This window comes from Polynucleobacter sp. MWH-HuK1, from assembly GCF_018881815.1.
Lineage (GTDB): Bacteria > Pseudomonadota > Gammaproteobacteria > Burkholderiales > Burkholderiaceae > Polynucleobacter.
This window is the reverse complement of record NZ_JACVPP010000001.1, coordinates 341278-363224: the sequence shown is the minus strand read 5'-3', so window position 1 is coordinate 363224 and position 21947 is coordinate 341278. Positions and strand designations below refer to the sequence as shown.

Here is a 21947-nt window from a genome sequence, read left to right as displayed (position 1 = left end):
TCTGTGTGACGTCAATTTTTAATTGCGTCACACCCATTTAATTAAAAGAGACTCTCATCGAATTTTCAATTTATATCTGGCCATTGCTTTTAGCAATGGCTTTTTTTGCCGGCCTGGTTGATGCGGTGGCTGGTGGGGGCGGCCTAATTCAGGTTCCCGCCCTTTTTGCGGCCTATCCAGAAGCGCCCCCTGCAACCCTGCTATCGACCAATAAAGTGTCTGCAGTTGGGGGAACGCTCAATGCCGCGCGTAAATATTTGCGGCATGTGTCTTTGCCATGGGCTGTTGTTGGGCCCGCAATTGTTGCGGGTTTTGTTGGTTCATTGTTGGGCGCTAATGCGGTAAGCAATTTTCCGGCAGAACCACTTCGCAAGGCTTTGCCATTTGTACTGTTATTTCTGTTGTTGTACACCTGGTTTCAGCCCTCTCTTGGCGAGGCTCACGCGCCAAAAATTATTGGGCGCTTTCAACAGACCAAGGGGGTAATTCTTGGTTTAACCATTGGTTTTTATGATGGCTTCTTTGGGCCTGGAACCGGCAGTTTTTTATTGTTTGGATTTGTGCGGTTTTTTGGCTTTGATTTTTTGCATGCATCTGCCGCAACAAAGTTGGTAAATGTTGCAACAAACTTTGCTGCTATTTTGATGCTGGCCAGCTTGGGCCAAATTAATTGGCCCTTGGGCTTGGTTATGATGGCGGCCAATATTGCGGGTAGCCAGTTCGGAAGTCGTCTAGCAATTAAGCATGGCAGCACTTTTGTTAGAAAGGCTTTTCTGCTTATTGTGAGTGTGCTAATTTTGAAGTCCGCCTGGGACGCCTATTTTTTCAATTAAATCAATTACTTAGAAATTTACCTTTTAGTTTTCTAGATATTTGTGGTGTTTTGTTTCACGTGAAACAAACAAAATGCTATGATCATCGCCCTATCTGAGGCAAATCATGCGTTATTCCAAAAATTTCGATGTCATTGTGGTTGGCGGCGGTCACGCTGGGACTGAGGCTGCCCTTGCCTCAGCACGCATGGGTTGCGATACGCTTCTTATTACCCATAGTATCGAAAACCTAGGCGCAATGAGCTGCAACCCCTCCATTGGCGGGATTGGTAAAGGCCACCTAGTAAAAGAAATTGATGCGATGGGTGGCGCAATGGCTGCTGCCACTGACGAGGCCGGCATTCAGTTTCGAATCCTTAATTCAAGCAAAGGACCTGCCGTGCGGGCTACCCGCGCCCAGGGCGATCGCGTTCTATATAAGGCGGCAATTCGCCGTCGTTTAGAAAACCAGCCTAATTTAAGCCTATTTCAGGCCGCGGTTGATGACCTGTTGGTAAACGGCGATGATGTGCAGGGTGTTGTTACCCAAATGGGCCTGGAGTTTATGGCTAAAAAGGTAGTGCTTACAGCGGGCACCTTTTTGGATGGAAAGATCCACGTTGGATTAAATAATTATGCTGGTGGTCGCGCTGGTGATCCGGCAGCAGTTTCTTTGTCTGCGAGGTTAAAAGAGTTAAAGCTTCCTCAGGGCAGACTTAAAACCGGTACCCCGCCCCGCATTGATGGCAGAACGATTGATTTCTCGGTAATGTTGGAGCAACCTGGGGATTTAGACCCTGTTCCAGTGTTTTCGTATTTGGGTCGTCCCGAGCAGCATCCCAAACAGGCCCCTTGCTGGATTTCCCATACGAATGAGAGAACTCACGACATTATTCGCAGTGGTTTAGACCGTTCACCAATGTATACCGGGGTGATTGAGGGTGTTGGACCGCGCTACTGCCCCTCTATCGAAGACAAGATTCACCGCTTTGCCTCTCGAAACAGTCATCAGATATTCCTCGAGCCTGAGGGCCTTACAACTAACGAGTTTTATCCAAACGGAATCTCGACTAGTTTGCCTTTTGATGTGCAGTGGGATTTGGTTAGAAGCATTCGGGGGATGGAGTCTGCGGTGATTGTGCGTCCCGGCTATGCCATTGAGTATGACTTCTTTGATCCGCGCCAATTGCGCCATAGTTTAGAGACTAGGGTTATTGGCGGCCTTTACTTTGCGGGCCAGATTAACGGCACCACGGGTTATGAAGAGGCTGCTGCGCAGGGCATGTTGGCTGGTATCAACGCTGGTTTAGCTGCTAAAGGCAAAGAGCCTTGGCTGCCTAAGCGAAGCGAGTCTTACATAGGTGTTTTGGTCGATGATCTAATCACTCGTGGTGTTCAGGAGCCGTATCGCATGTTTACAAGCCGTGCCGAATATCGCTTGAGCTTACGGGAAGATAACGCTGATATGCGTTTGACTGCTATTGGGCGCGAGATGGGCTTGGTTGACAACCATCGCTGGGAAGTGTTTTGTAGAAAACAGGAGGCTGTTTCACGTGAAACATCTCGTTTGCAAAATATTTGGGTGGGCCCTAAGAGCGAGGCTGCCCCCTTTGTTTCCCAATTATTGGGACAAGACCTTTCCCATGAATGTAGTTTGGCTGAGCTTTTAAGGCGCCCAGGAATTACTTATGAGGCAATTACTGCCCTAGGCGATGGAATGTGGGCCCCAGAATCTTTGGATGAAGATCTTGGGTTGGCTGCTCAAATAAGCGACCAAGTAGAGATTTCTGTGAAGTATCAGGGCTATATCGAGCGTCAAGCGACTGAAATTGCTCGCCAAGAGCACAATGAGACATTTCCTCTTCCGGAATCGCTCGATTATTCGCAGGTTATTGGTTTATCCAAAGAGGTACAACAAAAGCTCAACTTGCATAAACCCGAAACATTGGGTCAAGCTGGTCGTATTTCAGGAGTGACTCCCGCAGCCCTTTCCCTTTTGTTGGTGCACCTAAAAAAGGGCTTGGGGCGCACTCAAGAAGCGCATGAGTGAGGGGCTCCTTGCTTTAGGAATTGAGGATCTTGGCCTCAAATTAAGTGCGACCAATATCGCAGATTTAGAGCTATTTCTACAAGAAATGGGCCGCTGGAACCAGGTTCATAATCTCACAGCAATTGAGGGCGAAAAAGATTCTGTACGGCTCCATCTCATTGATTCTATTGCCGTTTTACCTGTTCTCAGGCAGTTTTTGTCTGGGCCGTCACCCAGGATTGCAGATCTCGGTTCGGGTGGTGGCTTGCCGGCAATTCCGATTGCGATTGTTCAGACGGGGTGGCAACTTTCTTTGATTGAAGCCATACGTAAAAAGACGGCATTCCTACAGCATGTGCGCGGAAAGTTAAAGCTAAAAAACATTGAAGTGCTCTGTGAGCGAGTGGAAGATGCTGCGGTGCAGCAACCCGCACAGTTTGACGCAGTCATTTCTCGTGCATTTACCAACCTGGCACGCTTTTTAGATTTGTCACTGCCTTTCCTAAAGCCCGATGGCCTGGTATTCGCAATGAAGGCTAAGCGTGCAGACGATGAAATGAAAGATGTTTCTATGGAGGAGTGGCGCTTAGTCGCAGATGAGCCCCTTCATATTCCTAATTTAGCGGTGGAGCGACGTCTTTTGGTGTTGGCCCCCGTGAGAAAATCCACCCTCACCCCTTAAGGTAGATCCAAAGGTAGCTATGGCAAAAATATTCTGTATCGCAAATCAAAAAGGTGGCGTTGGCAAGACCACGACCGCTGTTAATTTGGCTGCAGGCTTGGCGGGTCTGAAACAGCGCGTTTTATTGGTTGACTTAGACCCCCAAGGCAATGCAACTATGGGTTCTGGAGTTGAAAAGGCAGAATTAAATACTAGCGTCTATCAAGTGTTGATTGGCATGGCATCTGTTAAAGATTGTGCTCAACGTTGCGAAAGTTCAGGCTATGACGTATTGCCAGCCAATCGTGATTTGGCTGGAGCTGAAATTGAATTAGTAGATTTGGATTTGCGCGAAGTGCGACTGAAGGATGCGCTTGCGCAAGTCGCTGATGACTACGATTTTATTTTGATCGATTGTCCACCTGCCCTATCTTTATTAACTCTTAATGGATTGTGCGCAGCAAATGGTGTGATTGTTCCTATGCAATGTGAATATTTTGCATTGGAGGGCTTGTCTGATTTGGTTAACACCATCAAACAAGTGCACACAAATTTAAATCCGGATTTAGTCATTATTGGTTTGTTGCGGGTGATGTTTGATGCGCGCATGACATTGCAACAACAAGTCTCCGATCAGTTGCTCGAACACTTCGGCGATAAAGTTTTTAAGTCCATTATTCCGCGCAACGTGCGCCTAGCAGAAGCCCCTTCCTACGGGCTTCCTGGGGTGGCTTTTGATAAGTCATCGCGTGGCGCAAAAGCGTATCTAGAGTTTGGCGCCGAGATGATTGAACGCATCAAGCAGATGTAATTTTTAAAGAGAAAATATAGATCATGGTTGCCATTAAGAAAAAAGGTTTGGGTAGAGGTCTTGAGGCTCTGCTTGGAGAAAAAATTCAACAAGCAAGCCCTTCAACTGACATTAACCGCTTGCCGCTTACAGCGCTTCAAGCAGGCAAATATCAGCCACGTCAAAAAATGGAGGCAGGTGCTTTACAAGAATTGGCAGAAAGCATTCGTGAACAAGGCGTGATGCAACCGCTGTTAGTTCGTTTGGTGGCACCCGGCAAATATGAAATCATTGCAGGTGAAAGACGTTTTCGTGCCGCTACTATCGCAGGCTTAAAAGAAGTTCCTGTTTTGGTTTCTGGTGCAGATGATCAAGCTGCTGCAGCAATGGCCTTGATCGAAAATATGCAGCGCGAGGACTTAAATCCTCTTGAAGAGTCTCAGGGCTTGGCTCGCTTGATCGAGGAATTTGGCTTCACACATGAGCAGGCTGCAAAAGCAGTGGGTAAATCCCGCAGCGCCATTACCAATTTGCTGCGCCTTGCCCAGCTGGCAAAGCCAGTCCAGGCAATGCTGCTCGCTGGCGACATAGACATGGGCCACGCCCGTGCGCTACTCTCTCTTCCAGGCTCTAGCCAGGTTGCACTAGCCCAAAGAATCTCTGCTCAAGGCTTATCAGTCCGTGAAGCAGAAAGAATGACTGCTGCTTTGGTGATTGCAGGCGGCCAAATAGGCGACCAAAAAGCTAAAAGTAAGCCTGGCAGTTCAGCAAAGGGCGCCGATCCAGATATGCAGCGTTTAACCCAGGAAATAGCAGATTTGATCGGTTTGAGCACGGAATTTAAGCTCAAAGGTAAGGGTGGAGAGCTCAGAATTCGCTTTAGCCAGTTCGACGAGCTAGATTCTTTGTTAAAAAAGTTGGGCGTTGAGTCATAAATAAGGGCAAAAATGTCCCCAAAGCCTTTGACATATTGCAGTGCACACATTAAACTTTCGGGGCTAAATTGATTCCTCAAAAAAATCAATTTTCCAAGGCAACTGAGTGGGATGAGCCCGATGAAGAAGTCATTCGGGTCTACAGCAAGGAAGAGATTGTTGCGTTGCAGCAAAGTAATGCTGCAAAGTACCGAGCGCTTTCACCATGGAAAATAGTGTTGGTCCAAATGCTGATTACAGCTATCAGCATGGTGTTTTGGTCAATTTTTGGGGAGCCGGTAGGGGTAAGTCTTTATACTCAGTCGGCCTTTTTAGGTGGTTTAATTAGCGTCTTGCCTACAACCCTGTTCTTAGTAAGGTTGGAGTTGGCAAAAAAAACGCAAATATTAAATCCAGGGAGATTTTTAGCGGCATTGGTTTCGGGTGAATTTATCAAAATCGTCGTGACCTTAATGCTGTTTATTGGGATTGCGTATTTAGTCCCGGGCGTGCTTTGGGTCCCTTTGCTGGTGACTTACCTGCTTGCCTTGAAGTGTGTTTGGCTGGCGTGGTTGTGGCGCTAAGTAGTGACGATTGAGATTGAAACAAAGGACTAGTTAAAAGATGTCTAGCGAAGTAAACCAAGCCCACGGGGCAGCAGAACAAATGACGCCAACAGCGTACATTTCAGAGCACTTACAAAACCTCAATAATTCAGGTGGACCACAAACATCCATTATTGATTTCAGCATTATCAATTTAGACACTATTTTTTGGGCATCCCTCATGGGCTTGCTCGCTGTTTTTATTTTGTTGATCGCGGCACGTCGCGCAACTCCAGGTGTACCGGGTCGTTTTCAGTGCTTCGTTGAAATGATTGTCGAAATGGCAGAAACACAGTCCAAGAGCATTGTTCACGGCGATCGTTCTTACATTGCCCCACTTGCATTATTTGTATTCTTTTGGATCATCTTGCTCAACACCTTGGACTTGGTGCCGGTGGACTGGGTATTGGGTGTAAACCATTTCATTGAAAGTTTTGGCGTGCATGTGCCACACCATAAAGTTGTGCCAACAACCGACCTCAATGCAACGATGGGCATGTCTATGTCTGTCTTACTATTAGTTTTCTTTTATAGCTTCAAAGTAAAAGGTTTTGGCGGATTCTTGCATGAGCTCGTTTCTGCCCCGTTTGGCGCCAAGTGGTACTTGGCCCCTTTCAACCTTGCTTTGAACATCATCGAATATCTTGCTAAGGGTGTTTCATTGGGAATGCGACTTTTCGGCAACATGTATGCCGGCGAGTTGGTTTTCTTGTTGATCGCATTGCTAGGTAGTGTGTGGACATTTAATTTAGATTTATCCCTGTTCGGATTGGTGGGCCATGTTATTGCTGGATCAGCTTGGGCCATCTTCCACATTTTGGTTATTTTGTTGCAAGCCTTCATTTTTATGATGTTGACTTTGGTCTACATCGGGCAAGCGCATAGCCATCACTAAGATTTTTATTTTTAACTTATCTCTTTAACTTCAGGAGTCAGCAACATGCAACAATTTCTCGCAAACATTCAAGGTTTCACAGCAATCGCTATCGGCATCATCATCGGCCTCGGCGCGATCGGTGCTTGTTTAGGTATTGCATTGATGGGTGGCAAGTACATCGAAGCTTGTGCACGTCAACCAGAATTGATGGAGCCGCTCCAAACTAAGATGTTCCTTTTGGCTGGTTTGATCGACGCTGCGTTCTTGATCGGCGTTGGTGTTGCAATGTTGTTTGCTTTCGCAAACCCACTGCTCGCAGTTATTAAGTAATTGTTTTGGCGTGGATGACCAAGGGGTCATCCAACTGTTCTCAACAATACTGAAAGGAATATCGTGAATCTGAACGCGACCCTATTCGCGCAAATGATCGTTTTCTTCGTCTTATGGTGGGTTGTTGCACGCTTTGTGTGGCCACCGCTTGTTAAGGCGTTAGATGAGCGTTCAAGCAAAATTGCTGACGGTTTAGCTGCTGCCGAGCGCGGTAAAGAAGCACTCGCATTAGCCAGCAATGAAGCTGAGCAAGAATTAACTAAAGCACGCCAAGAAGGTGTACAACGTGTTGCTGAAGCTGAAAAACGTGCACAAATGTCAGCCGATGAAATTCGCGCTAACGCACAAGCTGAAGCAGCCCGAATCATTTCTCAAGCTAAGCAAGATGCAGATCAACAAGTAACGCGTGCACGTGAAGTGCTGCGTGCAGAAGTTGCTGTTCTCGCTGTTAAAGGCGCTGAGCAAATTTTGCGTCGTGAGATTGATGCAAAAGCCCACGGCCAATTGCTTGATCAACTAAAGGCAGAACTTTGATATGGCTGATTTAGCCACTATTGCACGTCCTTATGCGGAAGCGCTTTTTCAAAGTGCTAAGCCAGCTGAGCTTGCTGGTTGTTTGGAGCAGTTAAACGAATTGGCACAGCTAGCTGCTTTGCCAGAAGTTGCTGCTTTGTCAAACAATCCAAAAGTATCCGCTGATGATTTGAGTAAGTTACTTTCTGGCATGGTTAAGACCAAGCTAGATGGCAAAGTTGCCAGCTTCTTAAATCTTGTAAATCAAAACCACCGCTTAGCAGCCGTTCCTGAAATTGCACAGCAATTTGAAGCAATGAAGAACAAGAGCGAAGGCGCAGCAGAAGTAAACATTACCAGCGCATTCCCTTTAGAGGGTTCTGCGTTAAATGATTTGTTGTCAAGTTTGAAGAAGCGCTTTGGGGGTAAAGAATTGCGCCCAACTATTCAAGTTGACCCAGCATTGATTGGCGGAGTTCGCATTCAGGTTGGCGACGAAGTAATGGATAGTTCAGTTAAGGCCCAGCTAGCTCAAATGCAAGCAAGTCTTGGCGCATAAGTGATCCCTATTAAGAACATACGAAATAAGACCCAGGAGTAAGTAATGCAACTCAACCCTTCCGAGATCAGCGAGCTGATCAAAAGCCGAATTAGCGAATTGGGCGTTGACTCCCAAGTTCGCAACGAAGGCACTGTTATTTCAGTGACCGACGGTATTTGCCGCGTACATGGCTTGTCAGGCGTTATGCAGGGCGAAATGTTGGAATTTCCAAACAACACTATCGGCCTCGCGTTAAACCTTGAGCGTGATTCTGTTGGTGCCGTAGTGTTGGGTGAATACACCCACATTAAAGAAGGCGACCCAGTTAAATGTACTGGCCGCATTTTGGAGGTTCCAGTTGGCCCAGAGTTGCTCGGTCGCGTTGTAAACGCGCTCGGTCAACCGATTGACGGCAAAGGCCCAATCAACACCAAGTTAACTGACTTTATTGAAAAAGTTGCTCCTGGCGTTATTGCGCGCCAATCTGTTAGCCAGCCAGTACAAACTGGTTTGAAGGCGATTGATGCGATGGTTCCAATTGGCCGTGGTCAGCGTGAGTTGATCATTGGCGACCGCCAAACTGGTAAGACAGCTGTTGCGGTTGACGCAATCATTAACCAAAAAGGTAAAGGCGTTTATTGCGTTTACGTGGCGATCGGTCAAAAAGCTTCTACTATTGCTAACGTTGTTCGCAAGCTCACAGAATTGGGCGCGATGGAGTACACCGTAGTAGTTGCAGCAAGTGCTTCTGAGTCTGCAGCGATGCAGTACCTCTCTGCTTATGCAGGTTGCACCATGGGCGAATACTTCCGTGATCGCGGTGAAGACGCTTTAATTGTTTACGATGACTTGACCAAGCAAGCAGTTGCTTATCGTCAAATCTCCTTGTTGCTCCGTCGCCCACCAGGCCGCGAAGCTTATCCTGGTGACGTGTTCTATCTCCACTCACGCTTGCTCGAGCGCGCTGCTCGTGTAAATGCTGAGTACGTTGAGAAGTTCACTAACGGCGCAGTAAAAGGCAAAACGGGTTCTTTGACAGCATTGCCGATTATTGAAACTCAAGCTGGTGACGTTTCTGCATTCGTTCCTACCAACGTAATTTCGATTACTGACGGTCAGATCTTCTTGGAAACAGACTTGTTCAATGCTGGTATTCGTCCTGCGATTAACGCTGGTATTTCTGTATCCCGAGTTGGTGGTGCTGCACAAACTAAAGTAATTAAGAAATTGTCCGGAGGCATTCGTACCGACTTAGCGCAATATCGTGAATTGGCAGCGTTCGCTCAGTTCGCATCTGATCTTGACGAAGCAACCCGTAAGCAGTTGGAGCGTGGTCGTCGTGTTACTGAATTGTGTAAGCAAGCTCAATACAAGCCACTCCAAGTTTGGGAAATGGCTGCATCACTTTATGCTGTAAATAACGGCTTCTTCGATGACCTCGAAGTGAAGAACGTATTGGCCTTCGAAAAAGGTTTGCAAGATCATTTGAAATCTAAATACGCTGACTTAGTTGCTCGCATTGAAGAGACTAAAGACTTGAGCAAAGATGACGAGGCTGCTTTGCGTGCTGCTATTGAGGATTACAAGCGTTCTGCCTCTTTCTAAGAGGGCTCGCATAAATCATGGCAAGCACAAAAGAGATACGATCTAAGATCAAGAGCGTGCAAAACACGCGCAAGATCACGAAGGCAATGGAAATGGTCGCCGCATCCAAAATGCGACGCGCCCAAGAGCGCATGCGTAATGCGCGCCCATATGCGGAAAAAATTCGTGAGATTGTTGCCAATCTTTCTAAAGCAAATCCTGAGTTCCGCCCTGCTTACATGGCAACTCGTGAAGTGAAGAAGGTTGGCACAATTTTGGTTACAACAGACAAAGGCTTGTGCGGCGGTTTAAATACCAACGTATTGCGTTTGATTGCCAACCAAGTGCGCGATTTGCAAGAAAACAATATTGAGATTGCATATACCGCAATTGGTTCAAAAGGTTTGCAATTTTTGAATCGCTCAAAAGCAAAACTCATTTCTCAAACAATTCAAATTGGCGATACGCCGCATTTGGATGTTTTGATTGGTGCGATTACTGCCCAATTGGAAGCGTTTGAGCGTGGCGAGATTGATGCTGTTTATTTGGCATACACCCGCTTTGTAAATGCAATGAAACAAGAGCCTGTTTTAGAAAAACTCTTGCCTTTGGAAGCAGAAGATTTGACTCCAGAAGAGAAAACGGGCAATTCTTGGGATTACATCTACGAACCTGACGCAGAGTCCATCTTGAATGGCCTGCTTAAGCGTTACGTTGAAGCAATGATTTATCAGGCTGTTGCTGAAAACATGGCTTCTGAGCAGTCTGCACGTATGGTCTCAATGAAGGCCGCTTCAGATAATGCGAAGAACGTAATTGGCGAATTGCAATTGGATTACAACAAGACACGACAAGCTGCTATTACTAAAGAGTTGTCAGAGATTGTTGGCGGAGCGGCTGCGGTTTAAGTGGTCGGCGTTTAGGAATACGAAAGAATTCAGGAATTAAAAGCGGAGAAATGCGATGAGTAACGGAAATATCGTGCAGTGTATCGGTCCAGTGGTGGACATTCAGTTCCCACGCGACAAAATGCCAAACATTTATGATGCATTGACATTAGTTGAAAGCAACGAAAAATCATTTGCTGAAAAAGGTTTGACCTTTGAAGTTCAGCAACAAATCGGCGACGGCGTAGTGCGCGCGATTGCCATGGGTGCGAGCGATGGTTTGCGCCGTGGTATGGAAGTGAAATCCACAGGTAAGCCAATTTCTGTGCCAGTTGGTCCAGCAACTTTAGGCCGCATCATGGACGTTTTGGGTCGCCCAATTGACGACGCAGGTCCGATTGCTACTGAAGAGCGTCGTGCTATTCACCAGCCAGCACCTAAGTTTGATGAGCTCTCACCTTCTGTTGACTTGCTCGAAACAGGTATTAAGGTTATTGACTTAGTTTGCCCGTTCGCTAAAGGCGGTAAGGTTGGCTTGTTCGGTGGTGCGGGTGTTGGTAAGACCGTGAACATGATGGAATTGATTAACAACATTGCTAAGCAGCACTCAGGTTTGTCAGTATTTGCCGGTGTTGGTGAGCGTACTCGTGAAGGTAATGACTTCTACCACGAGATGAAAGAATCTAACGTTATCGACAAAGTGGCGATGGTGTTTGGTCAGATGAACGAACCTCCAGGCAATCGTTTGCGTGTTGCGTTGACTGGTTTGACAATGGCTGAAGCGTTCCGTGACGAAGGCCGTGACATTTTGTTCTTCGTTGACAACATCTACCGTTACACATTGGCAGGTACGGAAGTGTCTGCGTTGCTCGGTCGTATGCCTTCTGCTGTGGGTTACCAACCTACATTGGCTGAAGAGATGGGTAAATTGCAAGAGCGTATTACTTCTACTAAGACCGGTTCTGTTACATCTATTCAGGCCGTTTACGTTCCTGCGGATGACTTGACCGATCCGTCACCAGCTACAACCTTCTTGCACTTAGACTCCACAGTTGTGTTGTCTCGTGACATCGCTGCATTGGGTATTTATCCAGCGGTTGATCCACTAGATTCAACCAGCCGTCAGCTCGACCCACAAGTAGTTGGTCAGGAGCACTATGAAGTTGCACGTGACGTACAGATGACATTGCAGCGCTACAAAGAATTGCGTGACATTATTGCGATTTTGGGTATGGACGAATTGTCTCCAGAAGACAAATTGGCTGTATCACGTGCTCGTAAGATTCAACGTTTCTTGTCACAGCCTTTCCACGTTGCTGAAGTGTTTACTGGTTCACCAGGCAAATACGTTCCATTGAAAGAAACTATCCGTGGTTTCAAAATGATCTGCAGCGGCGAATTGGATCACTTGCCAGAGCAAGCGTTCTACATGGTGGGTTCAATTGATGAAGCCATCGAGAAAGCCAAGAAGCTTTAATCTAGGGAAATTATGTCAACCATACGCGTCGATGTAGTAAGTACTGAGCAGTCTATTTTCAGCGGGGAAGCTAAATTTGTAGCTCTTCCTGGCGAAAGTGGTGAGCTCGGCATTTTGCGCGGCCACACTCCTTTGATTACACGCATTCGTCCAGGCTCAGTTCGTATTGAAAAAGCTGATGGTGACGAAGAGTTTGTTTTCGTAGCAGGTGGCTATTTAGAGGTTCAGCCAGATCACGTTACTGTTTTAGCAGATACTGCTATTCGTGGCCATGATCTTGATGAAGCTAAAGCAATTGAAGCTAAGAAACGTGCCGAAGAAGCGATGCAAAATCGTGGCACTGACTTTGATTTGGCCTTGGCCCAGTCTGAGTTTGCAATGGCGGCTGCGCAGTTGGCTGCAATTGCTCGTTTCCGTCGTAAAAAGTAATAGCCGGTCATCTCCTTGCTGTTAAATGATCGGTTTTTAAAGGCCTGCCTGGGCGAAGCGGTAGATCAAACACCGCTTTGGCTCATGCGCCAAGCCGGCCGCTATCTCCCTGAATACAACGCAACACGGGCTAGAGCTGGAAGTTTCCTAGGGCTCGCAAAAAATCCTGCTTATGCTACTGAAGTAACGCTTCAGCCTTTGGATCGCTATCCATTGGATGCGGCCATATTGTTTTCCGATATTTTGACCATTCCCGATGCAATGGGATTGGGCTTGAAATTTACGACTGGAGAAGGCCCCAGCTTTGAGCGCCCTCTTCGCACAGAAGAAGCGGTTAAGAAATTGCATGTAGCTGACATGGATCAGCTCAAATATGTTTTTGATGCTGTCTCTGAAATTCGCAAAGCATTGATTCAGGATGGTAAGCAACGAGTTCCATTGATTGGCTTCTCTGGAAGCCCATGGACATTGGCTTGCTATATGATTGATGGTTCTAGTGCTGATGATTTCCGTCACGCTAAAACCATGATGTTTAGTCGCCCTGACTTGATGCAGCATATCTTGGATATCAACGCACAATCCGTTGCCGCTTATTTAACTGAGCAAGTAAAAGCAGGTGCGCAGGCGCTCATGATTTTTGATACCTGGGGCGGCATGCTTCCAGATGGTTGGTATCAAAAGATGTCTTTGGCGTCTATGCAAAAAGTGATTACCATGTTGGGACGTGAGCATGAGGGCAGAAAAATTCCTGTGATCATGTTTACTAAAGGTGGCGCAATTTGGCTCAATGACATGGCGCAAGTTGGTGCCGACGTGATTGCTATCGATTGGACAATGTCACTTAGTCGCGCAAGAAAACAATTGCTCGCCCTAAACAAGCCTTTAGCATTGCAAGGCAATTTAGATCCGCTAATTCTGTTCGCGGAGCCAAAACAAATCGCGGAACAAGCAAGCCTCGTTCTTGAGGACTTGGCGAGTGCTCCAGCCCTTAAATTCGGCTTACATCCTTTAGATGGCCATGTATTTAATTTGGGCCACGGCATTTCTCAGTTCACCCCTCCTGAGAGCGTCACCGCTCTGGCAGAAGCTGTTATTAATCGCTCTAGAGCACTCAGGGCAAAGTCTTAATACTGAGTGACCGCTAACTTGCCGCCATAATTTTTAGCGAAAGTTATGCACAGTTAGCTACAAAATTCGAAATTCAGTGAGATTGCGATTAAAGATGAAAATTTACTTTCGAAAACATCTTTAAATTATTGATATATATACAAAATTACTAAAAAGCTTTAAAAGGGTGCAAAAAAGTAAAGCCGAAAAATTAGTTTATAAATCAGAATCCTTGGATGATATCCACAGACTTATCCACAAGCTAAATAAGAAATCAGACGCAATTCATGGCCCCTCCCATCGTTGTTCAGGTCGTCGTTGACAAGCCTCTTGTCCAGGGTTTTGACTACTTATGGGATGCGGGGTTAGGGGCCCCTCCAACTATTGGCGTCTTGGTAGAGGTTCCCTTTGGTCGCAGCTCACTCGTTGGAGTAGTTATAAAAGTAAGCGCTCACTCTGAATATGAGATTTATAAATTAAAAAGTGTCTCTAGGGTTGCCCCGTTACCCCCTTTAGATCCCGCAGTTCTGCGCCTAATGAACTTTGCAAGCCAGTACTACATCCATGGACTTGGGGAAACTATCATTCCCACCATTCCACAGATGTGGAAAAAGCCGGATGAATGGGAAAAAATTCCAAAAAAATTAATTGCAGCCGAAGAAAGGCAAAAGAAAAAAATCAAACAAGAAGCAATTGAGGGCTATGTTGATGAAGGCAATTTAAACGAAGGACAAAAACTCGCTCTAGACAAATTGTGCTCCTGCCCTTCGAATGAATTCAAGGCAATACTTTTGCAAGGAAAAACAGGCAGTGGAAAGACTGCGGTATTTTTAAATTGGCTCAGTGGAATTTTGGATGACGTAAATGCGCAAGCGCTACTCCTGGTTCCCGAGATAAATCTAACACCACAACTAGAGCGTAGAGTGCGCGCGTATTTCCCAGAAAAAAAAATGGTCGTACTTCACAGTGGCGTAAGTGAAAAGGTCAGAGGAATTGCATGGTACGAAGCAATGACTGGCAAAGCGCAAATTATTTTGGGCACGCGTTTGGCAGCTTTGACGCCTCTACCTAATTTACGCGCTATCGTTGTAGATGAGGAGCATGACCCATCCTATAAGCAGCAAGATGGCATTCGTTATTCTGCGCGCGACCTTGCAGTTTGGCGTGCTCATGACCTTAAGGTGCCGATCTTGTTGGCATCTGCCACGCCATCGCTTGAAACATGGATGGCTGCCAAGGCAGGTCGTTATGATTACATACGCTTAGATCAGCGTGCACAGGGCGGAAGTCTTCCCAAAGTGCATTTGGTGAACACGCGTGATCCACAAACACAATTTAGTCCGGGTGACGCGGAGAAAGCCAAATCAAAAAGTCTGATTACGAAAACGCTTGCGCATGCAGTCACTCAGAATTTAGAAAAAGAGCAGCAGAGCTTAATTCTTATCAACCGACGGGGTTATGCACCGGTGTTGAGTTGCAGTGCTTGTTCCTGGCTTTCAAAGTGTGAGCAATGTAGTTCATATATGGTGCTTCATAAGGCTGGCGCGTTAGCCAGAAAATCAGTTTTGAGTTGTCATCACTGTGGCTTGGCTAAGAGCATCCCCAATCATTGCCCTGAGTGCGGCAATGCTGATCTCAAGACCCTAGGGCAAGGCACCCAAAAGATTGAAGACTCCATTGAAGAGATGTGGCCCGGCGCTAGAGTGTTGCGGGTGGATACGGATTCAAGCAGAAAAAGTAAGGACGCTGAAGAGCTCTTTCAGGAAATACACCAGGGCAATGTTGATATCGTTGTTGGTACCCAGATGATCGCCAAAGGGCATGATTATCAAAATATTGGTTTGGTTGCCGTATTAGATGCCGATAGCAGATTGTTTTCACAAGACTTTAGAGCTGCAGAAAGATTGTTTGCGCAACTTGTCCAAGTGGCTGGTCGCGCAGGAAGGTCTGGCAAAGTTGGAGAAACGGGTGGCGCAATATATATCGAAACCCAATTTCCAGAGGCTGCAGTTTTTCAGTTTCTACTACGTCATGACGTCGATGGATTTTTATCCTATACGGCAAACGAAAGAAAAGAAGCAGGCCTGCCTCCATTTGCGTATCAGGCATTAGTCCATGCCGAGGCCAAAAGTCTTGATAAAGCAATCCAGTTTTTGAGCACTTTGAAGGGCTATTTAAAGTCTAGCGGCCATATAAATAAAGGCCTTCGTCTCTATGACCCTGTTCCTAAGACGATGATGCGGGTGGCGGGTTCAGAGCGTGCTCAACTCCTGGTGGAGTCTGACGACCGCAAAAATCTACAAGAGATCTTAGAGGCGATGGACCGCTATTTGCGGGAGAATTCTCAAGGGCGGATTAGCAAGAAAGGCCGCATTCGTTGGCTCATTGAGCGCGATCCAATTTCTATCTAATTTTTAGGCTCCAGGGCCTGCGTTATATTTTTCTAAAGTTAAGAGCTGGCTTAAATCAGTGGCAAGACTGTCATCAGATGTGGGTTTGATTTTGAAAAGCCACACGCCATAAGGCTTTTCATTTACGAGTTCAGGTGCTGCATCTATCTCTGCATTGAGCGCAACAATTTCACCGCTCACTGGCGCATGAATATCGCTCGCAGCTTTTACTGATTCAATCACTGCAATGGCTTCGCCCTGCTTTACTTGTTGGCCCAGCTTTGGTGCCTGAAAGAACATTACATCACCAAGAGCCTCTTGGGCGTGGTTGCTAATGCCAACCCAGATTAGGCCATCATCTTCTCGGTCCGCCCATTCGTGAGTTTCTGCAAATTTAAAAGTATCTTGGCTGTTCATTGTTTTATCCTTTGAGCTCATTTTATGCTGAGTCACATAAACTAGCTCTTTCAACGAATTCATTTATCTGTCTGATCCACTTAATTTATATATGCCAATCAAATTAGGAATTGTTCCGGTTACCCCTTATGAACAAAATTGCTCTATCTTGGTCTGCCAAGAAACTGGCGATGCAGCGGTGGTAGATCCAGGTGGAGATATTGAGAAGATCCTCGCTGGAGTTAAGCAGATGGGTGGAAGCGTTAAAAAGATCTTACTAACTCATGGGCATCTTGATCATTGTGCAGCTGCTAAAGACTTGTCTGATCAGCTGGGTGTGCCTATTGAGGGGCCGCAGGAAGACGAGCGATTTTGGATTGATCAATTACCAGAGCAAACAGTGCGTTTTGGTTTTGGACATGCCAAAGTTTTTGAGCCTAATCGTTGGTTGAATAATGGCGATCATGTAAAAGTTGGCAATGTTGATTTGGAAGTGTTTCATTGTCCTGGACACACTCCAGGACACGTAGTCTTTTTTGACAAAGAAGATCGTTTGGCAATTGTTGGCGACGTCTTATTCGCCGGCTCAATTGGTAGGACGGATTTTCCGCGCGGTAATCATGCGGATTTAATTAATGCGATTAAAACTAAATTGTGGCCACTGGGTGATGATGTGCAGTTTGTGCCGGGCCATGGACCAATGTCAACATTTGGCCAGGAGCGAAAAACGAATCCCTATGTTGGGGATGGCGCTTAAAACTTTTACTTCAGGTGAGTTTAGGTTTTTGCAGAACCGGTACGGTGTGTGCGGTTGTATAAACAACTAGCACAGATCCAGCGTTGCTTGCGATTGCTGGTTGGAATCCATGTGCCACCCTCAAGTCGTTTTTCACGGCTGCAAGAAGAGCAAAATTTAAGGCTCTGAGAAGTTTCTTGGGTAGCTGCTGGAGTCGAGGTAGTCATGGGCAATCCGGGTAAGGCAAATCTTATACAGTGATCTATTTTACCCGTTTTGTCCCGCTGGAGCAGGGCTGAGCACAACTCGGACTGAATCAGCCGTCTTATTGCCATCAAAATCTAGCCAAGCCTTGTTTTCGAAGTCATAGAGCTTGCATTTGCGGGCAGTATCGAAATACCAGCTCCAAGAGAACTTTTGTACAAAAATACGCTCTGGAAGGATGGTTTCAAGCGTTTGCTGGGCTTCTGGCAGGCGATAAAGGGGCACGCTCATGTCTACGTGGTGCGCTGTGTGCTCCATGATGTGGTGCATCAATTTGCCCCAAATCCAGTTAAAAGTCAGATGCACTGTTGTTGATACAAATGGCTGAGCGCGCAACCACTCAGATTTCTTGTCGTACCAAGAGACCTTTGGATGGGTGTGATGAACGTAGACCACAAAACCGATCATGCCGTTCCAGAACAAGAATGGAACCGCGAAACCAGTGATTAAGCCAATCCAAATTGATTGATCAGTTGCGAAAGCGCCAGCTATTAAGCAAGCAATCCAAACAATCGCAAATGCGGTAACAAGCAAATTATCTTTTAGGAAAATTGGGCGATCACCAGGTTTGTTTTTTGCATTTGGGAAGTACTCTCGTCTCCACCAAATTTCAATTAAGTAGTATAAAACAGGCCCCCAGCCGCTGCGATAAAGGCGCTCTAAAGCCTTACGCCATGAGGGAAGGGCGTCGTATTCTGATTTTGATAACGGCGCCCAAACGAAGTCAAAGCCCTTCAGATTTGTTTGTCCGTGATGCACAACGTTATGCCCAACATCCCACAGGCTATATGGTGTGAGTGACGGCAAGAACGCAATGCGACCCAATATTTTATTAAGCTCACGATTGGGCGTGTAGCTTTGGTGACATGCATCATGACCCAAAATAAAGATGCGACCTGTTACAAACCCTGCGATAACACCAAAAACGATTTTTAGCAGAATGCTTTCAACAAATATGGTTCCAGCGATACAGCCAAGCCATAAAAGGGCATCAACTACTAGGAGCATGACTGCGCGCCCTGTTTCGCCTTGTGCCATTGGAATTAACCAGCTTCGAATGATTTTTCGATGCGGCAATGGCGCCTCTGGCGGCAAAGGGTTAGTCAATGATGGCTCTGAAAGGGCGGAATTTAGATGTGTAGACACGATAAGAATCAATAAGTTAGGTGCAAATGATAGCGGTTTTCGCAATTTTTCGCATGATGTAAGTCAAAAACCCCTTTGTTTTTGGCGCGCCCGGCAGGAATCGAACCTGCGACCCTTGGCTTCGGAGGCCAATACTCTATCCACTGAGCTACGGGCGCCAGTGAAAATCTGGCCACCCGTCTATTGTAAGTGCCTATAACCCTACTCTCTAGTTATAATCACGGCAAAACAACCCTAAAACCCGTCAAACGATAAATTCTTATGAGCAACGAGCACGGAAGTCTGATTAAGTCCCCAAAACAACTCATCATCATGGTGTTTGCAAGCTTTTTTGTGCCACTCATCATCATTTTGTTGCTAATGGTTTTTGTAAACAATGGCAAGCGTAGCGATTCGTCTGCAAGTGCCGAGCAATTGATCAAGCCAGTAGCCCAGTTAAATTTTAAAGACGCTAGCACCCCTAAAGAGCTTCAAACAGGGGAGCAAGTTTATAAGGCGGTTTGCGCCGCATGTCATGCAAGCGGTGCTGCAGGTGCCCCAAAATTTGGTGACGCCGGTTCATGGGCTTCACGTTTAGATAAGGGCTATGACGGCTTGCTAACCTCTGTAATTAAAGGCAAAGGCGCTATGCCTGCTCGTGGTGGCGCCGCTCCTGCTGATGTGAGTGACTACGAGTTAGGTCGCGCAGTTGTGTATTTGGCAAATTCTGCTGGTGGCAAATTACCAGAGCCAAAAGCACCTGCCGCTAAATAATTTTTTTGTACTTATCTAAAAGCTGGCTACATGCCAGCTTTTTATTTTTGCTTATTCGTTTTTTGCATCTAAGGCAATTTGATAGGCCTCTTTTTTTGTGAGACCTAGAGTTTGTGAGAGGACGGCGGCAATTTCTTTGCTACCCATATAAGGGCTTAGCGCATTTGCCCACAACAATAGCGATGCATGCTCGGGTGCCTCATCGCCTTTGGCTGGACGGCCTGCAACCACAATTACAAATTCGCCTTTAAGGCTCTCTGCGCTTGCAAGCCAGCTGCCAACTTTGCGCGCCTCAAGTGAAACAATCTCTTCAAATTTTTTGGTTAGTTCACGACAAATCAAAAGCTGACGATCGGGCTCTAGATGATTTGCTAATAACAGCAATGTCTCTTTGATGTGATGTGGTGATTCAAAAAAGATGCTTGCTTTTTTGCTACTAGAAATATCTTGCAAGAAGGTGTCGCGATCTTTTGTTTTGTTGGGCCAAAAACCTAAAAACTGAAATCGACCTTCTGAGCCATGCATCACAGATCCTGCCGCTGAAATCGCTCCAGACACTGCGCTTGCACCAGGAATAGGTATTGCCCGTAACCCAGCTTTTTGAACTTCACTTACCAGTCTTGATCCGGGGTCAGAAACACCCGGTGTGCCCGCGTCTGAGATGTAGGCCCAACGCTCGCCGTTGGTGAGATGCTGAATAACTGTTTGAGCCCCACTGATTTCATTATGCTCATGAAGCGCTAAACATTTTTTATGTATGCCAAATTGCTGGAGTAATGCCGCGCTATGCCGAGTGTCTTCACAGGCAATTCCATCCACTGCATTTAATACGTGTAGGGCGCGTAAAGTAATGTCACCCAAATTTCCGATAGGTGTGGCCACCATGTAAAGAGCCCCAGCAGGCAAATCCTGCTGCTTTAAAAAATCAAATGAGCCAAGTTCCATGGGGTTTGCCTGAAAAAGTTAAGTAATTAGCAAGAGAATACGTTGCTTTTGAAATGAGCCTATTGCCGCTGAAATTGGACTTTCTTTGGCGCATAATATTGATATGGATAAAGATATTAATGAACGTTTACGTAGGCGCGCCTCCCAGCATTTTCTTGATAGCATTGCGGTAAAGCAAGAGGCTGAGAAAGTGTTACCCGACTCTGTTGCTTTAGGCGTATTAGCAATGGTGGAATGTTTGCGCGCCGGCGGTAAGGTCATGGCTTGCGGCAATGGCGGCTCTGCTGCCGATGCCCAACACTTTGCCGCTGAGTTAATCGGTCGGTTTGAGAGAGAGCGTCAAGAGTTGGCGGCGATTGCTTTGACAACCGACACCTCTATTCTGACTGCGGTTGGAAATGATTACAGCTATGACGAAGTTTTCAGCAAGCAAGTTCGCGGGCTTGGAAAAAAGGGCGACATTCTTTTGGGAATTTCAACTTCTGGAAACTCAAAGAACGTTGTTAAAGCAATTGAAGCTGCAAAAAAGATGGGCATCAGAATTATTGCGTTGACCGGAAATGGTGGTGGAAAAATTGCGCAATTGTTAGATAAAGATGATATTCATTTATGCGCCCCATCAACTCGAACTGCGCGCATTCAGGAGACCCACCTAGTTTTACTGCACTCCTTGTGCGATGGAGTTGATCATGTTTTGCTCGACTAAAATTTACAGATACACAACACAGAAAATATCCCAATGAAACCTTCCTCTATCGCCAAGTTATTTGTTGTGTTGTTAATTGCAGCTCAGGTGACAGCATGTGGAGTGCTCGCAGTAGGCGGTGTTGCAGCTGGGTCTGCTGTTCTTGCAGATCGCCGCACACCTGGTGTACAAGCTATCGATAAAGGGATTGAGCTAGAGGCAGGAAACGCACTGGCGAAGAAATTCGGAGATAGCGCACACATTAACGTCACATCGTTTAATCAAAAGGTCTTACTGACTGGAGAAGTTAAGGACGCCGATATTAAGGGTGAAGCCGGCGCCTACGTTAAGGCCATGAAGAATGCACGTTCTGTATTTAATGAATTAATTATTGGGCCGAACAGTAGTTACACAGCTCGCGCAAATGATTCTTATCTCGAATCAAAAATCAAAACCCAAATGATCTTTACCGATCAATTGCCATCGAATTCTATGACGATAGTTGCTGAAGGAAGTAGCGTTTATCTTATGGGCATCTTGACGCAAAACGAGGCGGATATTGCCAAGAAAGTAGCCAGCAATACAAACGGCGTTAAAGATGTTTATGTTTACTTCGACATCATTTCTCAAGAAGAAAAGGTGCGCCTAGAAAAACAAGGCAAGGCCGATCAAACACAACCTAGCAGCCCACCAAAATTTCAGTAATTTATTGAAGGCTGTTGATGTTTAAAAAGCGAGCGTCTGTAAAAATATTATTTTTGTTTCCAGCGTTCGCTTGCTTTATGTCTTTCGCACAAGCAACTACTGAAGATGAAAAAGCATTTGCAATTGCAAAACAAAATGCATGCTTAGGTTGTCATGCAATTAATAAAAAAATTGTTGGCCCAAGCTTTCAAGCGATTGCAGAAAAATATAAGGGCGATCCAAAAGCCCAAGCATTTTTAAAAAATAAAATCGCCAAAGGTGGATCTGGATCTTGGGGTGTGGTGCCTATGCCGGCGAACACAAAACTGAATGATGAAGATTTATCTACATTAGCTAGCTGGATATTGCGTGGCGCACCCAACAAAAATTAA

General features: G+C 46.1%; 25 protein-coding genes and 1 tRNA gene. 21 read left to right on the top strand and 5 right to left on the bottom strand.

Annotation, left to right across the window (positions count from 1 at the left end; all coding sequences use genetic code 11):
* The first annotated feature begins 95 nt into the window (after positions 1 to 95).
* The 16 genes from ICE93_RS01895 to priA all read left to right on the top strand — a co-directional run bounded on the left by ICE93_RS01895 (position 96) and on the right by priA (position 15967).
* Entirely contained in the window at positions 96 to 833 is a 738-nt protein-coding gene (locus ICE93_RS01895; RefSeq protein ID WP_216184954.1) for a TSUP family transporter, read from the top strand.
* A gap of 106 nt (positions 834 to 939) precedes the next feature.
* Positions 940 to 2862, top strand: coding sequence for a tRNA uridine-5-carboxymethylaminomethyl(34) synthesis enzyme MnmG (gene mnmG / locus ICE93_RS01890; RefSeq protein WP_216184951.1), 1923 nt, complete (start codon positions 940 to 942; stop codon positions 2860 to 2862).
* Positions 2855 to 3523 carry a 16S rRNA (guanine(527)-N(7))-methyltransferase RsmG gene (gene rsmG / locus ICE93_RS01885; protein ID WP_216184947.1) on the top strand — a complete coding sequence of 223 codons (669 nt, stop codon included), beginning with the start codon at positions 2855 to 2857 and terminating at the stop codon, positions 3521 to 3523. Before mnmG ends, rsmG begins: the two co-directional genes overlap by 8 nt.
* A gap of 19 nt (positions 3524 to 3542) precedes the next feature.
* Positions 3543 to 4313 carry a ParA family protein gene (locus ICE93_RS01880; protein WP_216184944.1) on the top strand — a complete coding sequence of 257 codons (771 nt, stop codon included), beginning with the start codon at positions 3543 to 3545 and terminating at the stop codon, positions 4311 to 4313.
* A gap of 23 nt (positions 4314 to 4336) precedes the next feature.
* Positions 4337 to 5227, top strand: coding sequence for a ParB/RepB/Spo0J family partition protein (locus ICE93_RS01875; RefSeq protein WP_216184941.1), 891 nt, complete (start codon positions 4337 to 4339; stop codon positions 5225 to 5227).
* 68 nt (positions 5228 to 5295) lie between these two features.
* A complete protein-coding gene (locus tag ICE93_RS01870) occupies positions 5296 to 5790 on the top strand; it encodes an ATP synthase subunit I (protein WP_216184939.1) in 495 nt (164 codons plus the stop codon).
* Between the two features lie 40 nt (positions 5791 to 5830).
* Entirely contained in the window at positions 5831 to 6706 is an 876-nt protein-coding gene (gene atpB, locus ICE93_RS01865) for a F0F1 ATP synthase subunit A (protein ID WP_068320055.1), read from the top strand.
* 45 nt (positions 6707 to 6751) lie between these two features.
* A complete protein-coding gene (atpE, locus tag ICE93_RS01860) occupies positions 6752 to 7018 on the top strand; it encodes a F0F1 ATP synthase subunit C (protein WP_012357116.1) in 267 nt (88 codons plus the stop codon).
* A gap of 63 nt (positions 7019 to 7081) precedes the next feature.
* Complete coding sequence (locus ICE93_RS01855; protein ID WP_068320057.1) at positions 7082 to 7552, top strand: F0F1 ATP synthase subunit B; 471 nt, start codon at positions 7082 to 7084, stop codon at positions 7550 to 7552.
* 1 nt (position 7553) lies between these two features.
* A complete protein-coding gene (locus ICE93_RS01850; protein ID WP_216184936.1) occupies positions 7554 to 8090 on the top strand; it encodes a F0F1 ATP synthase subunit delta in 537 nt (178 codons plus the stop codon).
* Positions 8091 to 8135: 45 nt separating this feature from the next.
* On the top strand, positions 8136 to 9677 hold the full coding sequence (gene atpA, locus ICE93_RS01845; RefSeq protein WP_215400575.1) for a F0F1 ATP synthase subunit alpha: 1542 nt from the start codon (positions 8136 to 8138) through the stop codon (positions 9675 to 9677).
* A 17-nt stretch (positions 9678 to 9694) separates the two neighbouring features.
* Positions 9695 to 10564 (top strand): F0F1 ATP synthase subunit gamma, encoded by an 870-nt coding sequence (gene atpG / locus ICE93_RS01840; protein WP_216184934.1) that lies wholly within the window; start codon positions 9695 to 9697, stop codon positions 10562 to 10564.
* Positions 10565 to 10619: 55 nt separating this feature from the next.
* Positions 10620 to 12020 carry a F0F1 ATP synthase subunit beta gene (gene atpD / locus ICE93_RS01835; protein WP_068947672.1) on the top strand — a complete coding sequence of 467 codons (1401 nt, stop codon included), beginning with the start codon at positions 10620 to 10622 and terminating at the stop codon, positions 12018 to 12020.
* 12 nt (positions 12021 to 12032) lie between these two features.
* Entirely contained in the window at positions 12033 to 12449 is a 417-nt protein-coding gene (locus tag ICE93_RS01830) for a F0F1 ATP synthase subunit epsilon (protein ID WP_215400578.1), read from the top strand.
* A gap of 9 nt (positions 12450 to 12458) precedes the next feature.
* Positions 12459 to 13577 carry a uroporphyrinogen decarboxylase gene (gene hemE, locus ICE93_RS01825; RefSeq protein WP_216188203.1) on the top strand — a complete coding sequence of 373 codons (1119 nt, stop codon included), beginning with the start codon at positions 12459 to 12461 and terminating at the stop codon, positions 13575 to 13577.
* A gap of 266 nt (positions 13578 to 13843) precedes the next feature.
* The gene (gene priA / locus ICE93_RS01820) at positions 13844 to 15967 is read left to right on the top strand and encodes a primosomal protein N' (RefSeq protein ID WP_216184931.1); all 2124 of its coding nucleotides are present in this window, start codon (positions 13844 to 13846) and stop codon (positions 15965 to 15967) included.
* A 3-nt stretch (positions 15968 to 15970) separates the two neighbouring features.
* Here the strand turns inward: priA and gcvH are convergent, their stop codons facing one another.
* Positions 15971 to 16363 (bottom strand): glycine cleavage system protein GcvH, encoded by a 393-nt coding sequence (gcvH, locus tag ICE93_RS01815; RefSeq protein ID WP_255554440.1) that lies wholly within the window; start codon positions 16361 to 16363, stop codon positions 15971 to 15973.
* A 91-nt stretch (positions 16364 to 16454) separates the two neighbouring features.
* Here gcvH and ICE93_RS01810 point away from each other — a divergent pair, with 91 nt between their 5' ends.
* Positions 16455 to 17099, top strand: a complete 645-nt coding sequence (locus tag ICE93_RS01810) for an MBL fold metallo-hydrolase (RefSeq protein WP_216861290.1) — start codon at positions 16455 to 16457, stop codon at positions 17097 to 17099.
* A 20-nt stretch (positions 17100 to 17119) separates the two neighbouring features.
* Here ICE93_RS01810 and ICE93_RS01805 read toward each other — a convergent pair whose 3' ends face one another.
* The 3 genes from ICE93_RS01805 to ICE93_RS01795 form a co-directional block, all read right to left on the bottom strand.
* On the bottom strand, positions 17120 to 17305 hold the full coding sequence (locus ICE93_RS01805) for a hypothetical protein (RefSeq protein WP_041396810.1): 186 nt from the start codon (positions 17303 to 17305) through the stop codon (positions 17120 to 17122).
* A 40-nt stretch (positions 17306 to 17345) separates the two neighbouring features.
* The gene (locus ICE93_RS01800; protein ID WP_370624618.1) at positions 17346 to 18497 is read right to left on the bottom strand and encodes a fatty acid desaturase; all 1152 of its coding nucleotides are present in this window, start codon (positions 18495 to 18497) and stop codon (positions 17346 to 17348) included.
* A 73-nt stretch (positions 18498 to 18570) separates the two neighbouring features.
* Positions 18571 to 18646, bottom strand: a tRNA-Arg gene (locus tag ICE93_RS01795).
* 103 nt (positions 18647 to 18749) lie between these two features.
* Between ICE93_RS01795 and ICE93_RS01790 the strand changes: the two genes are divergently transcribed.
* On the top strand, positions 18750 to 19241 hold the full coding sequence (locus tag ICE93_RS01790) for a cytochrome c5 family protein (protein WP_216184928.1): 492 nt from the start codon (positions 18750 to 18752) through the stop codon (positions 19239 to 19241).
* A gap of 51 nt (positions 19242 to 19292) precedes the next feature.
* On the opposite strand, the gene rsmI is transcribed toward ICE93_RS01790, so the two are convergent.
* Positions 19293 to 20186: a 16S rRNA (cytidine(1402)-2'-O)-methyltransferase gene (rsmI, locus tag ICE93_RS01785; RefSeq protein ID WP_216184925.1), complete on the bottom strand. Its 894-nt coding sequence runs from the start codon at positions 20184 to 20186 to the stop codon at positions 19293 to 19295.
* A 103-nt stretch (positions 20187 to 20289) separates the two neighbouring features.
* On the opposite strand from rsmI, the gene ICE93_RS01780 reads away from it, so the two are divergent.
* From ICE93_RS01780 to ICE93_RS01770, 3 genes are all read left to right on the top strand, one after another.
* Complete coding sequence (locus ICE93_RS01780; RefSeq protein WP_216184923.1) at positions 20290 to 20892, top strand: phosphoheptose isomerase; 603 nt, start codon at positions 20290 to 20292, stop codon at positions 20890 to 20892.
* A 33-nt stretch (positions 20893 to 20925) separates the two neighbouring features.
* Complete coding sequence (locus ICE93_RS01775; RefSeq protein WP_216184920.1) at positions 20926 to 21576, top strand: BON domain-containing protein; 651 nt, start codon at positions 20926 to 20928, stop codon at positions 21574 to 21576.
* Between the two features lie 77 nt (positions 21577 to 21653).
* A complete protein-coding gene (locus tag ICE93_RS01770) occupies positions 21654 to 21947 on the top strand; it encodes a c-type cytochrome (protein WP_255554439.1) in 294 nt (97 codons plus the stop codon).

Bases quoted from the DNA above. Each gene is read 5' to 3' on its own strand.
- ICE93_RS01895 (WP_216184954.1), top strand. From the start codon at position 96: ATGGCTTTTTTTGCCGGCCTGGTTGATGCGGTGGCTGGTGGGGGCGGC.
- mnmG (WP_216184951.1), top strand. From the start codon at position 940: ATGCGTTATTCCAAAAATTTCGATGTCATTGTGGTTGGCGGCGGTCAC.
- rsmG (WP_216184947.1), top strand. From the start codon at position 2,855: ATGAGTGAGGGGCTCCTTGCTTTAGGAATTGAGGATCTTGGCCTCAAA.
- ICE93_RS01880 (WP_216184944.1), top strand. From the start codon at position 3,543: ATGGCAAAAATATTCTGTATCGCAAATCAAAAAGGTGGCGTTGGCAAG.
- ICE93_RS01875 (WP_216184941.1), top strand. From the start codon at position 4,337: ATGGTTGCCATTAAGAAAAAAGGTTTGGGTAGAGGTCTTGAGGCTCTG.
- atpB (WP_068320055.1), top strand. From the start codon at position 5,831: ATGTCTAGCGAAGTAAACCAAGCCCACGGGGCAGCAGAACAAATGACG.
- atpE (WP_012357116.1), top strand. From the start codon at position 6,752: ATGCAACAATTTCTCGCAAACATTCAAGGTTTCACAGCAATCGCTATC.
- ICE93_RS01850 (WP_216184936.1), top strand. From the start codon at position 7,554: ATGGCTGATTTAGCCACTATTGCACGTCCTTATGCGGAAGCGCTTTTT.
- atpA (WP_215400575.1), top strand. From the start codon at position 8,136: ATGCAACTCAACCCTTCCGAGATCAGCGAGCTGATCAAAAGCCGAATT.
- atpG (WP_216184934.1), top strand. From the start codon at position 9,695: ATGGCAAGCACAAAAGAGATACGATCTAAGATCAAGAGCGTGCAAAAC.
- atpD (WP_068947672.1), top strand. From the start codon at position 10,620: ATGAGTAACGGAAATATCGTGCAGTGTATCGGTCCAGTGGTGGACATT.
- ICE93_RS01830 (WP_215400578.1), top strand. From the start codon at position 12,033: ATGTCAACCATACGCGTCGATGTAGTAAGTACTGAGCAGTCTATTTTC.
- priA (WP_216184931.1), top strand. From the start codon at position 13,844: ATGGCCCCTCCCATCGTTGTTCAGGTCGTCGTTGACAAGCCTCTTGTC.
- gcvH (WP_255554440.1), bottom strand. From the start codon at position 16,363: ATGAACAGCCAAGATACTTTTAAATTTGCAGAAACTCACGAATGGGCG.
- ICE93_RS01810 (WP_216861290.1), top strand. From the start codon at position 16,455: ATGCCAATCAAATTAGGAATTGTTCCGGTTACCCCTTATGAACAAAAT.
- ICE93_RS01805 (WP_041396810.1), bottom strand. From the start codon at position 17,305: ATGACTACCTCGACTCCAGCAGCTACCCAAGAAACTTCTCAGAGCCTT.
- ICE93_RS01790 (WP_216184928.1), top strand. From the start codon at position 18,750: ATGAGCAACGAGCACGGAAGTCTGATTAAGTCCCCAAAACAACTCATC.
- rsmI (WP_216184925.1), bottom strand. From the start codon at position 20,186: ATGGAACTTGGCTCATTTGATTTTTTAAAGCAGCAGGATTTGCCTGCT.
- ICE93_RS01780 (WP_216184923.1), top strand. From the start codon at position 20,290: ATGGATAAAGATATTAATGAACGTTTACGTAGGCGCGCCTCCCAGCAT.
- ICE93_RS01775 (WP_216184920.1), top strand. From the start codon at position 20,926: ATGAAACCTTCCTCTATCGCCAAGTTATTTGTTGTGTTGTTAATTGCA.
- ICE93_RS01770 (WP_255554439.1), top strand. From the start codon at position 21,654: ATGTCTTTCGCACAAGCAACTACTGAAGATGAAAAAGCATTTGCAATT.